Origin of the sequence: Pseudopontixanthobacter vadosimaris, from assembly GCF_012979275.1 — a bacterium.
Classification (GTDB): Bacteria; Pseudomonadota; Alphaproteobacteria; order Sphingomonadales; family Sphingomonadaceae; genus Pseudopontixanthobacter; species Pseudopontixanthobacter vadosimaris.
In genome coordinates, this window is record NZ_JABASZ010000037.1 from 80,298 (window position 1) to 92,620 (window position 12,323).

Sequence of the window (12,323 nt, forward strand, 5' to 3'; positions counted from 1 at the left end):
CAATCCCCTTTTGCCACCCGCGCATCAAAATTGCCCGTACGTCATGCGTGGAGGCCCGAGCCGGAATCGAACCGGCGTGCGAGGATTTGCAGTCCCCTACGTAACCACTCCGCCATCGGGCCTCACCCCTGAAGCCGCGCGCCGCATCCGGGCGCGCTGCAATGGGACGATGGCCCCGTAGCGGACGCGGCCGGTTCATTCAATAAGTTTGATGCCCCTTCCCAACTTCGCCCCCCTTGCTATCAGGGCGCGCATGACCATCCAGAGCTTCCTCGAACCGATCACCCCCGACGCCATTCGCCAGAGCGCGCAGCTGACCCTGCCCGGCGCCGAGGACTGGATGCAGGGTCGCACGCTCTACGGCGGCGCGTCGGCGCTCGTCGCCTATCTTGCGGCGATCCGTACCTTCCCGGACCTGCCGCCGCTGCGCGCCGCGCAGGTGGGTTTCGTCGCCCCCGTCGGCGGTAAGATCGCGCTCCGCGCCGAAATTGTCAGGCAGGGCCGCAACGTGACTCAGGTGCGAAGCGAGATAACGGCGGGCGGCGAGCTGGCGCTGACGGCGTTCTGGCTGTTCGGCGCCGGGCGCGAAGCCAATGCGAAACATTCCGCGCCCGCTCTCGAACCCGCTCCGCCGCCGCCGGAAGAATTCGAAACGCTCGACCATGACAAGGCGCCCGCCTTCATCGCCAACAATTTTGAAATTCGCCGCGCGCAGGACGCATCCTTCTACAAAGGCGGCGCAACCAGCGATCCGGTGGTCCGGCGCTGGGTGCGGCTGAAGCGCGAAACCGGGCTCGACCCGGTGGCGGAGATGGTGCTGCTGGGCGATACTCTGCCGCCGGGTGCGATGCGGGCGATGAAGCGGCCCGGACCCTTGAGTTCGATCAACTGGTCGTTCAATCTGCTGGACACAAAGCCTTCTACGCGGGACGGCTGGTGGCTCGCCGAAACCGCATCGGAATATGCCGATGAGGGTTTTTCAAGCGAGCGGCTGCGGTTGTGGAATGCGGACGGGCGGCAGATGCTGGCGGGCATGCAATCCGCCGCCATATTCGGCTGACACCCTACACATCACCATATTTCGCAGGGCGTTTCTCCATGCCGGACATCACCGCCTCCATCTGATTGGGGCTGCGCATCAGTTTTGCCTGTTCGGCGCTTTCCTCCAGCAGCAGATCGTCACCCGGCAGGTCGGGCATGGCGTTGACCAGCCGTTTCGCGGCGCGGATGGCGTGAGGATTACGGATGGCGATGTCCTCGGCGATGCGAGTGGCGCGCGCCAGCGGATCGGCATCGACATGAGTGGCGAGGCCATATTCCTTCGCCTGCTCACCGGTGAATTCGCGGTTGGTATAGATCAGCTCGCGCAGCACATCGTCACGCGCCAATCCGCGCCACAGGGCCAGCCCGCCCATATCGGGTACCAGCCCCCATTTCAGTTCCATGATGGCCATGCGCGCATCGGGCGCGGCAATGCGGATATCCGCGCCACTGGCGATCTGCATGCCGCCGCCGAAACATACGCCGTGAATGGCCGCGATCACCGGCACGGGGCATTTCCGCCACTGGGTGGCAACCTGCTGGTACCGGTTGGAATTGCCATGGGTGCGTGCCGACAGCGGCGGTTCGCCTGCACCCGGTTGCCGGGCAAAGCTGGACAGGTCCAGCCCGGCACAGAAGCTGCGGCCCTCACCCGCCAGCACGACACAGCGCAGGCCGGCCATGGTTTCGAGTTCCTCGCCCGCGGCGATGATCCCGTCGAACATGGCGGGATCGAGCGCGTTCATCTTGTCGGGGCGGGTCAGCCGCACCTGCGCTACACCGTTTTCGCCAAGCGAGATCGAAACGCGATCGGATTGAAATGCCATGCTATGTCCTGTCTGTTGCTGGTATGGGAATTATCCGGCTTCACGGTTCAGGCGTTCTCCGCCCCCTTGGCCAGGAAGCGTTTGATGTTGCGCGCGGCCTGGCGCAGGCGCTGTTCGTTCTCGACCATGGCGATGCGGACATGGCCTTCCCCTTCCTCGCCATAGCCGACACCTGCGGCGACCGCCACGTCGGCTTCGGTCAGCAGGCGCTTGGAAAATTCCAGGCTGCCCATATCCTCGAAACCCGGCGGCAGTTTCGCCCAGGCGAACATCGACGCCGCCGGCGGGGGAATGTGCCAGCCGGCCCTTCCGAACGCCTCCACCATCACGTCACGCCGGCGATGATACAGAGCCCGGTTCGATTCCACGATGTCCTGCGGGCCGTTCAGGGCAGCGCAGGCCGCCGCCTGCACCGGGGTGAAGGCACCGTAATCCAGATAGCTTTTCACTCGCGTCATCGCCGCGATCAGGTCGCGGTTGCCAACGGCGAAACCCATCCGCCAGCCTGCCATGGAATAGGTTTTCGACATCGAGGTGAACTCGACGGCGACCTCCTTCGCGCCCGGCACCTGCAGGATGCTGGGGGTTGGCTTGCCGTCGAAATAAAGTTCGGAATAGGCGAGATCCGACAGGATCCAGACCCGGTTTTCCTTCGCCCAGGCGACCAGTCTTTCGTAGAATGCGAGGTCGACCACCTCCGCGGTCGGGTTGGATGGATAGTTCACCACCAGCACGGAAGGGCGCGGCACGGTATAGGCCATCGCGGCTTCCAGCGCCTTCCAGTAGGTTTCGTCCGGCGTCACCGGCACGCTGCGGATTGTTGCGCCTGCTATGATGAAGCCGAAGGTGTGGATCGGGTAGGACGGGTTCGGCGCCAGCACGACGTCGCCCGGCGCGGTGATCGCGGTGGCGAGGCTGGCCAGCCCCTCCTTCGAACCCATCGTGACGACCACCTCGCGTTCCGCGTCGATATCGACATCGAAGCGGCGGCCGTAATAATTGGCCTGCGCTTTCCTGAGGCCCGGGATGCCGCGCGACTGGGAATAGCCATGCGCGGTCGGGCGCGCGGCGACTTCGCACAATTTCTCGATGACATGCGGCGGCGGCGGCTGGTCGGGATTGCCCATGCCGAGGTCGATGATGTCGCGCCCTTCCTGCCGCGCGGCATGGCGCATCGCGTTCACCTCGGCGATGACGTAAGGCGGCAGTCGCTTCATCCGGTAGAAATCACTGTCCATCGTCGTCCCCTGCCACTCCTTCGGCTCTTGGCGGCGTCCAGCGTTCTGACCTATCGGAATGGCAGGTGCAATCACCCATGCCGATAGTATATGCTGGGGTGTGGAAATGCAGCCCATCGCGGGGATGGCAGCGGAAGAGGAAACGGCAGCATGGCAGGCAGAAACGGAGCCGGCGGCGGCACTGACGAGACGGGCGATGAAACCGGCGTCGGGACCGGCGCAGGTTCCGATCCGTTCGGGCAGATGCTGACCCGGTCCATGGCCCTGCAGGCGGAAGGCATCCGCAGCTTCTGGGACGCGATGATGCCGAGACCTGCGGATGACGCAGCCGGGGATCAGGGCAAGCCGACAGCTCCCTTTCCGCCCCTGCCGCAGATCGACGATATGCAGCGATGGAACGATGTCGCCCTGCGCCTCCAGCAGATGTGGCTGACATTCCAGACCGAACAGGCGATGAAAGGCGCTCCGCCCGCGCGGATGGCCGATCCCGCTTACTGGATCGAGACCATGCACGGCTGGTACCGCCAGATGCCGCTGGCCAACCCGGCCTCGCAGCAGCGCCTGTTCGAGGAGAGCATGGATCTGTGGCAGGCGGTGCTCGGCCAGTTCGGTATCGGACCGGCAGGCGGGCCGGTAGAAGGCTATGGCAGCAGTGGTGGAACTCCCGCACCGGAACTGCCGCGCAAGGATCGCCGCTTCAAGGACGAACGCTGGCGGGCGCAGCCCGGTTTCGCGCTGATCCATCAGACCTATCTGCTGCTGTCCGAAAGAATCGAGGCGATGGTCGACGAGATGGACCATGTGCCCGAAGATCGCCGCGACCAATTGCGTTTCGCGACGAAGATGCTGATCGAGGCGATGAGCCCCGCCAATATTCCTGCCCTGAACCCGGTTGTGCTGGAACGCACCGTCGAATCGCGCGGCGAAAACCTGGTCAGGGGCATGGAAAACCTGATCGCCGACATGAAGCGCGGTCAGCTGACACATACCGATCCCGATGCCTTTACGCTGGGCGCAAACCTCGCGACCACGCCGGGCAAGGTGGTGCATGAAACGCCGCTTTATCAGCTTATCCAGTACTCCCCGGCGACCGAGCAGGTCTTCGCCGTCCCGCTGCTGATCTTCCCCCCCTGGATCAACCGGTTCTACATTCTCGATCTGAACCCTGAAAAGAGCTTCATCCGCTGGGCGGTCGATCAGGGGCTGACCGTCTTCGTCGTCAGCTGGAAATCGGCCGACAGCAGCATGGCCGAAGTGGTCTGGGACGATTACATCCGCGCCCAGATCGAAGCGATCGATCATGTCCGCGAAAGGCTGGATGTCCCGTCCGTCCACACCATCGGCTATTGCGTGGCCGGAACGACGCTGGCGGCCACGCTGGCGATCCTGGCGCGCCGGGACGAAGCCGAAAAGGTGAAAAGCGCCACCTTCTTCACCGCGCAGGTCGATTTCGAAAATGCCGGCGAATTGCTGCATTTCATCGATGACCAGCAGATCGCGGCGATCGGCGGCATGGAGACGGACGGATATATCGACGGACGCCTCCTCGCCGCCACGTTCAACCTGCTGCGCGGCACCGATCTGATCTGGAACTATGTCGTCAAGAATTACCTGCTGGGCGAGGGTTACCCGGCTTTCGACCTGCTGCACTGGAACGGTGATGTCACCAACCTTCCCGCGCGCTGGCACCGGGAATATCTGAAGGATCTCTACCGCGACAATCTGCTGGTGAAAAAGGACCGATTGAGCGCCGACGGAACGCCGATCGACCTCTCGCGGATCGAAACGCCCTGCTACATCCAGGCGGGCCGGGAAGATCATATCGCGCCGGCATCGAGTGTCTGGCGTCTGCTCGATCATCTGGGCGGGCCGGCCCGCTTCGTGCTGGCTGGGTCCGGTCACATCGCCGGCGTGGTCAACCCGCCAGCCGCGGGCAAGTACCAATATTGGACCAATCCCGACGAGACGGACAGCCTGGACACCTTCATCAGCGGCGCCACTGAACACAAGGGAAGCTGGTGGCCGGACTGGATCGACTGGACCACCGCCCAGGATGACAGAAAGGTCAAGGCTGCCGGCAAGCGCAAGCCCGGAGGCAAGGGCGACACGGTCATCGAAGATGCACCGGGCCGATATGTGAAAACCCGCTGACGCTTGCCGTCGCACTGGCGCTGCACCATGCCGCACGACCGGCATGTTGCAGCGCACAATAAAATGCTTGAAAGTCGCTTTCCAGCTCGCTATTTGTGCAGTGCAGCAAAATGCGAGGAAGCGATGGCCGACGAAATCAGGAACAATTCCGCCGAAGCGGACAATGGCGGCAGCGGCGTCCGGATCGATGCGATCCGCGAGGCCGTCGCTGCGCCCCAAAGCGACCACGCCGCCGCAGCCGATCCAGCGCAGCCGCAATCTGCGCCCGCCGATGCGGAAGGTGCGAAAGGCAGATCGTCCGGCAAGAAATCTGCCGCCGGCAACTCGCCCGCACCGAAGGGCCGCGTCGCGAAGGCCAAAACCGGCAAGAAAGCTGCATCCGCTGGTCGCAACGCCGCCGCAGAACAGACCCGTGCCGCGATCACGAGCAGGAAGTCCGCTGGGCGGACATCCGGCGCCGCAAATCGCACTATCGATGAATTGAAGGAAACGATCATGGCTACCAAGGCAGATACCCAGACAAGCCCCACCGATTTTGCTTCCGGCATGCAGGCCGGCATCCAGAATGCCTCGACCGAAATGCAGGAGCGCATGAAGACCATCTTTGAAAAGAGTTCAGCCATGTCCGGTGAACTGACCGAAACCGCTCGCGGGAATGTCGAAGCGGTCGTGGAATCCACCCGCATCCTCGCCACCGGCATGCAGAGCATGAGCCGCGACGCTGTCGAAGGTTCGCGCGAGGCATTCGAGGGCATGACCGCCGATCTCAAGAAGATGGCCGCAGTCAAGAGCCCGTCCGAACTGTTCCGGTTGCAGGGCGAACTGGCCCGCCGCAATCTGGATGCGATGATCGGCCTTTCCTCGCGCAATACGGAAAGCATGGTCAAGCTGGTGAACGATGCATTCGCACCCATTTCCAACCGGATGAGCATCACGGCTGAAAAGATGTCGCAGGCCGCGTAAGGATTGATGGTTTTGCGGGCACCGCGTCAGCTTGTCCGCATGCACCAAGCGAGGGCCGGTCGGACATTCCGGCCGGCCCTTTTCCTCGTGCCCGGCCCCGCCACGCTGCCGAGCGCCGATGTGCCGTCATCCAGCGCCATATTGCGGAAAGCCGGGCTTGCGATTTGCGGACCAGGCTACGATATTGCGGCTATCATGCGCCTCCTGAACAAACATTCACCCGCCTGCCCTGCTATGTCCGTCATCCTGTCCGGCCCGGGCGAAGGCGACGACGCGACGCCGCCCGATGATGGGTCCGGCGGCGACGATCACCAGACGGGGATCGCCACCAAGACCCGCACCCGTCCCAAGAAGCCGAGCATGTACAAGGTGCTGCTGCTGAATGACGATTACACGCCGATGGAATTCGTCGTCATCGTGCTCAAGCAGATCTTCCGCATGGATATGGAGCAGGCGACGCGGGTGATGCTGCATGTGCATCAGCGCGGCGTGGGCGTCTGCGGCGTGTTCTCCTACGAAGTGGCCGAAACCAAGGTCAATCAGGTGATGGACTTCGCGCGGCAGAACCAGCATCCGCTGCAATGCACGCTGGAAAAGGCCTAACCCGTTTTCTCACGTCCCGCGCTCTTGCCGGAAATGCGGGCATGACCGACTGGCGGATGCGCGCTATAGGGTGAACGACGCGCCGCCACCCTCGTGCGCAGACCGTCTGTTCCATCGAAAGCGCGACACGAAGTTTGTTCAGTTTCATTCCCTCGATCGATCGCTATATTTTCCGGCTCGTTATCGTGCCGATGCTGGGGGTGTTCGTGCTCGCCGCCAGCCTGCTGGTGCTGGACAAGATGCTGCGCCTGTTCGATTTCGTCGCGACCGAAGGCGGGCCGGTCGGCGTGGTGTTCAAGATGCTGGCCAGCCTGGTTCCGGAATATGCCAGCCTCGCCATCCCGCTCGGCCTGCTGCTCGGCATCCTGCTTGCCTTCAGGAAACTGGCCACCTCCAGCGAGTTGGACGTGATGCGGGCCGTCGGCCTGTCCTATATGCGATTGCTTCGCGTGCCCTTCATCATCACGCTGATCCTTGCGGCCCTGAATGTCGCGCTGGTGTTCTACATCCAGCCCGTCAGCCGTTATTATTACGAGCAGCTCGAATTCGAACTGCGCTCAGGCGCGCTCGGCGCATCGATCAAGGTGGGGGAATTCAACACCATCGCCGACCGGATGGCGTTGCGGATCGAGGAGAGCAGCGACGAGGGGCGGCGGCTGTCGGGCATTTTCGCCCGCGTTGCCGATGACGATGGGCAGGTACTGGCCATCTCCGCGCGCGAGGGCAATTTTCTCGCCACCAGCGATAGCCCCGATACGATCATCCTGCGCCTGAGCGACGGGATCATCGTGCAGGACACACCCGGCTCCACGCCGCGCGTTCTCAGTTTCTCGAAACAGGATCTGCCGATCGATCTGCCCGCGCTGGAAGAGTTCCGGTCTCGCGGGGATGCGGAGCGTGAATATATCCTGCCCGAATTGCTGCGCATGGGGTGGAGCGAAAATGCGCCGCAGGCAGTGCGCGACGCCAGCCAGGCCAGTTTCAATTACCGGCTGGTCGAGGTGGTCATCATGCTGCTGATGCCGCTGCTGGCCCTCGCGCTGGCGATCCCGCCCAAGCGATCCAGTTCCGCACTCGGCGTGTTCGTGTCCATCGTGATGGTCGTGGCCTACCACAAGGTCAATGAATATGGTCAGGCGGTCGCGGCGCTGGGCCGGGCGGATCCCGTCATCGCCCTGTGGCTGCCTTTCGCAGTTTTCGCCGCGCTGATCCTCTGGATGTACCACCGTGTCGCCCATGTGCCAGGCGGGCAGCCTATCGGTGCGCTGGAAAGCGCATTTGCAAAATTGTCGAAATCGGTTGGCAAATTGTTCAAAGGGCGGCGCAGGGCTTCGCCTGTCGCGGAAGAGGGAATTGCCGACACCGATGTGCGGGACCATTCACGGCCCGCGATGGCGGGGGGTTGAACCGGTGCAGTTCGACTTTTTTCCGTCACGCCGCCTGACTCTCTATCTCGGCAAGATGTTCCTTACCCGCATTCTGGCGGTGCTGGTGATGCTGGTGCTCGTCCTGCAGACGCTGGACCTGCTGTCGACAAGCGGCGATATCCTCGCCCAGCCGGGGAACGGGCAGTCCGAATTGCTGACCTATGTCGGCCTGCGCGTGCCGCAACTGGTCGCACGTTTCCTGCCCTATTCGGTGCTGCTGGCGACGATCATCACGCTGGTCGGGCTGAACCAGAACAGCGAGGTCATCGCGATGAAGGCGGCGGGCCTTTCCGCGCACCAGATCCTCGCCCCTTTGCTGATGGTCGCGGCGCTCATCGCCGGAGCGAGTTTCGCCTTCAACGAAAATGTGGTGACCCGCGCCACGGCAACGCTCTCGGCCTGGGAGGGCAATGATTTTGGCCCCATACCGGCTGAATCGGGACTGCGCTCGAACGTCTTCTTGGCGGATGGAGCCGACATTCTGACAGCCCGCATCGTCGCCGGAACCGGCGATAGCACGCGGATGGAAGGTGTCAGCTGGTATCGCCGCTCCGAAGATGGCGTGCTGATCGAGCAGATACGGGCGGATGCTGCAGACTGGGCGGGGAACGGATGGCGGCTGACCGATGCCACTCGCTTCGATGTACAGGGTGCCGAGACATTGCAACTGGCGCAGACGGTGATCGCGCCCGGTCTGACACCTGAACAGGTGGGGCTCGGCCGCAGGGATGCCGCGGCGGAACCGTTCTGGGAACTGTCGGACACGATAGCGGAATATGAGGCATCGGGCCGCCGCACCGCCGAATTGCGCGCGCAATGGTGGCATCGCCTGTCGGGGCCGTTGTCCGCAGTGCTGATGCCCCTGCTGGGCGCGGTGGCGGCCTTCGGCCTGGCGCGGAGCGGCCAGCTGTTTCTGCGCGCAATCATCGGCATGGCGCTGGGATTTGCCTATTTCGTGGTCGACAATGCCGCTTTGGCGATGGGCAATTTCGGCGGCTACCCACCCTTTCTGGCGGCATGGGCCCCCTTCATGCTGTTCCTGCTGATCGGCGAGACGGTGCTGGTCCGTACCGAGGAATGAGCCGGGCCGCAGACTGGCGCCTGCTGCTTGCCCGTCCAGGTCATTGTGCTGCCATGGCCGTCATCGCTGCCCGCGTGCCGCGCTGCGAATGGCTGGACGAAGCGCGGATCGCACGGTTTGTCGAACGGCGACGGTCGCTGTTCGTGACGGTGCATGAGGAGCCTGCCGGGTTCCTGCTGGCAAGACCCGAACGCCGCGAATTGCATCTCGGCGCTCTCGTAATCGCCGAACCCTTTCGCTGCCGCGGCATCGCTGGCGGGCTGCTGCGGGCCGCCATCATCGACGCTGGCAACGGCGGTTTCGACGCGGTTACGGCAGTCGTTCCATGGGCGGGAGAATGGAAAAGCGGTTCCCCGGCGTCATCGGACCACGCCCTGTCCCTGGCCGCGAGATCGGGTTTCGTGCCTGTCACGAATGCCGAGGCTCATCCGCGCCTTGCGGAAATGGCGCGCAACCAGAAGCCCGCGACGAACGGCGCAGCGCCTGTCGCCATGGTCCGCTTCCTCTAGCCCCGGGAACAGGCGGCGCGTTCAGGCGTCGTGAGGTGCACAAGGAGCCGCCATGAAACCACGTCTTTCCGCCGCCGCTTTCATCCTTTCTAGCCTGGCGATGCTGTCTGCCTGCGATCGGGAAAAGGAAGTGGATACATCATTCGAACAGCAGATGCCGGCCCCTGTGGCAGCCGGGGATGGGCCCGGCCCCGTGCCCGACAATGCCGTGGGCACGCCGGAGGACGATCTCGTCGTCGATTATGATGACGGTGTCGAAGCCGAGGGTGCCGATCTGGTGGTGGAATAGCCCCGGAGCCGGCGATTTTCAGCGCCCGTTCACAGCGCCGGGTGCAAAAATGCCGCTTGTCGCGTCTCTTGCGTTCGGCCAGTTCGGCCCCATGTGGCGCGTTCGCCCCTGTCGTGTTACCGCATGACCAAGCCACTGGATTGGATTATCGTGTCGTCTAGCAACGCCAAATACGCGAATTCTCATCGCGACGAACCGGAAACGGACGCCGCTGCCGAAAGTCAGTTGCCTTTCTGGAAGCGCAGCCATTATCTCGACCGGATGACTTTCGGCGAACTGGTGCGCGCCTATTTCCAGCATTACACCATCATGGCCTATCTCGGCCTGACGGTGGCGGCCATCGCCGGCTTCGCCTTCTATCCGGCCGGGTTCTGGGCAACGATATTCTCCATCGCCGCAGCGCTCTTCGTCTATCCGCTCGCCTGGCACCTGCTGCATCAATATGTCCTGCACGGCAAATGGATGTGGAAATCGAAACTGCTTTCCCCGACGTGGAAGCGGATTCACTACGATCATCATCAGGATCCCAACCATCTGGAAGTGCTGTTCGGCGCGCTGCATACGACGCTGCCGACGATTGCGGTCGCGACGCTGCCAGTCGGATGGCTGATCGGCGGCCCCGGCGGGGCATTGGCAGCCTTTGCCACCGGCCTGCTGACGACCTGCTATTACGAATTCATGCATTGCATCCAGCATCTTGCGTTCAAGCCGAAATACAAATGGGTGCAGACGATGAAGCAGCGGCATAATGAACATCACTATTTCGACGAAACCGGCAATTTCGGCATCACCAATTATGCGTGGGACCGGGTGCTCGGCACATTTTATGAAAAGAAGGAACGGCCGAAGCGTTCGCCGACCGTCTTCAACCTTGGTTATGACGAGAAGATTGCCGAGACCTACCCTTGGGTCAAGGATCTGTCGGGCGGTATCGCCAGTGGCCATCCCCGCCGCCGCGCGATGCGTCAGAAGGACGGCACGGCGCAGGGCTGACGCTGCGTTTAGGGAAACCGGGGGCCGATTCAGTTGAGCGAGATAGCCATCAGACCGCTTTCCGCCGCGGACAGGGGCGAGCGCGGGCGCTTCGTCGATATCGGTCGCGAATTTTCGCGGAAGGTGCCTCATTTCGTGCCGCAATTGCGGTCGGAGCAGATGGAGCTGCTTGATCCGCAGCGAAACCCGTTCTTCGAACATGCCGAGGTCCAGCTTTTCGCTGCCTTTCGCGGCGAGATGCCGGTGGGGCGGATCAGCGCACATATCGACCACCTCGCCCTTGCCATGCCTGCCGAACAGGGCATGGGTCCGGGATCCGGCAATTTCGGCTATTTCGATGCAGCGGATGCGGCAGTCGCCAGGGCGCTGCTGGCCCGTGCCGAGGATTGGCTGCGCGAACAGGGCATGACCCGCGCCCTCGGGCCTGTTTCGCTCTCCATCTGGGAGGAGCCCGGCCTGCTGACTGCCGGGCATGACCATGCGCCGACAATGATGATGGGCCACCATCCGCCGCATTACGAAGGCTGGATCGAAGCCGCCGATTACCAGGTGGCAAAGATTTTGCTGACTTACGAACTCGACATCACCCAGCCTTTCGCACCGCTGATCGACAGGATCATCACCTCTGGCGAGCGGAATCCCCGCATTTCGGTCCGCAAGGCGGGTGTGGATGATTATGCCGGTGACGTTCGCATCATCCTCGCCATTCTGAACGATGCCTGGTCGGATAATTGGGGCTTCATCCCGTTCACCGATCGCGAGATCGATTATGCCGCGCGCAAGCTGCGCCCCGTCATCAACCCCGAACTGGTTCGCATCGCGGAACTGGAGGGCGAGCCCGTTGCCTTCATGCTCACCCTTCCCGACATGAACGAGGTGCTGTCGCGCATCGATGGCAGGTTGCTGCCGTTCGGCTGGTGGCACATGATGCGCTGGCTCAGGCGCCCCAGGGCACGGACGATGCGCGTTCCGCTCATGGGCGTGTTGAAGAAACATCAGAACTCGCGTCTGGCCAGCCAGCTGGCTTTCATGATGATCGAATATATCCGCCAGGATGCCATGGCGAATTTTGGTGCGACGCGGGGCGAGATCGGCTGGATCCTCGATGACAATCAGGGAATGGTCGCCATCGCCGACGCGCTGAACACCAGGGCTAACCGCGAATACCGGATCTACGAAAAGCAACTTTGATCCTGTCCGG

12 protein-coding genes and 1 tRNA gene are annotated in these 12,323 nt (G+C 62.9%); 10 read left to right on the forward strand and 3 right to left on the reverse strand.

What is annotated here, in order from left to right:
* Nucleotides 1-48 precede the first annotated feature (48 nt).
* Nucleotides 49-122, reverse strand: a tRNA-Cys gene (locus tag HG250_RS09395).
* A gap of 131 nt (nt 123-253) precedes the next feature.
* Here HG250_RS09395 and HG250_RS09400 point away from each other — a divergent pair.
* A complete protein-coding gene (locus HG250_RS09400; RefSeq protein ID WP_170004986.1) occupies nt 254-1,060 on the forward strand; it encodes an acyl-CoA thioesterase in 807 nt (268 codons plus the stop codon).
* A 4-nt stretch (nt 1,061-1,064) separates the two neighbouring features.
* On the opposite strand, the gene HG250_RS09405 is transcribed toward HG250_RS09400, so the two are convergent.
* Both HG250_RS09405 and HG250_RS09410 read right to left on the reverse strand, forming a co-directional pair.
* On the reverse strand, nt 1,065-1,868 hold the full coding sequence (locus tag HG250_RS09405; protein WP_170004988.1) for a crotonase/enoyl-CoA hydratase family protein: 804 nt from the start codon (nt 1,866-1,868) through the stop codon (nt 1,065-1,067).
* 47 nt (nt 1,869-1,915) lie between these two features.
* A complete protein-coding gene (locus HG250_RS09410; RefSeq protein WP_170004990.1) occupies nt 1,916-3,106 on the reverse strand; it encodes an LL-diaminopimelate aminotransferase in 1,191 nt (396 codons plus the stop codon).
* Between the two features lie 300 nt (nt 3,107-3,406).
* Between HG250_RS09410 and HG250_RS09415 the strand changes: the two genes are divergently transcribed.
* From HG250_RS09415 to HG250_RS09455, 9 genes are all read left to right on the forward strand, one after another.
* Entirely contained in the window at nt 3,407-5,257 is a 1,851-nt protein-coding gene (locus tag HG250_RS09415; protein ID WP_420821322.1) for a PHA/PHB synthase family protein, read from the forward strand.
* 123 nt (nt 5,258-5,380) lie between these two features.
* Nucleotides 5,381-6,220, forward strand: a complete 840-nt coding sequence (locus HG250_RS09420; protein WP_170004993.1) for a phasin family protein — start codon at nt 5,381-5,383, stop codon at nt 6,218-6,220.
* 234 nt (nt 6,221-6,454) lie between these two features.
* Entirely contained in the window at nt 6,455-6,823 is a 369-nt protein-coding gene (gene clpS / locus HG250_RS09425) for an ATP-dependent Clp protease adapter ClpS (RefSeq protein ID WP_170005179.1), read from the forward strand.
* A 134-nt stretch (nt 6,824-6,957) separates the two neighbouring features.
* Nucleotides 6,958-8,229, forward strand: coding sequence for an LPS export ABC transporter permease LptF (lptF, locus tag HG250_RS09430; protein WP_170004995.1), 1,272 nt, complete (start codon nt 6,958-6,960; stop codon nt 8,227-8,229).
* A 4-nt stretch (nt 8,230-8,233) separates the two neighbouring features.
* The gene (gene lptG, locus HG250_RS09435; protein WP_170004997.1) at nt 8,234-9,331 is read left to right on the forward strand and encodes an LPS export ABC transporter permease LptG; all 1,098 of its coding nucleotides are present in this window, start codon (nt 8,234-8,236) and stop codon (nt 9,329-9,331) included.
* Nucleotides 9,328-9,840, forward strand: a complete 513-nt coding sequence (locus HG250_RS09440; protein ID WP_170004999.1) for a GNAT family N-acetyltransferase — start codon at nt 9,328-9,330, stop codon at nt 9,838-9,840. The genes lptG and HG250_RS09440 overlap by 4 nt, the downstream gene beginning before the upstream one ends.
* Before the next feature lie 52 nt (nt 9,841-9,892).
* Nucleotides 9,893-10,129 (forward strand): hypothetical protein, encoded by a 237-nt coding sequence (locus tag HG250_RS09445; RefSeq protein WP_170005001.1) that lies wholly within the window; start codon nt 9,893-9,895, stop codon nt 10,127-10,129.
* 261 nt (nt 10,130-10,390) lie between these two features.
* Nucleotides 10,391-11,122: a sterol desaturase family protein gene (locus tag HG250_RS09450; RefSeq protein WP_420821323.1), complete on the forward strand. Its 732-nt coding sequence runs from the start codon at nt 10,391-10,393 to the stop codon at nt 11,120-11,122.
* A 27-nt stretch (nt 11,123-11,149) separates the two neighbouring features.
* A complete protein-coding gene (locus tag HG250_RS09455; RefSeq protein WP_170005180.1) occupies nt 11,150-12,313 on the forward strand; it encodes an N-acetyltransferase in 1,164 nt (387 codons plus the stop codon).
* Nucleotides 12,314-12,323 lie beyond the last annotated feature (10 nt).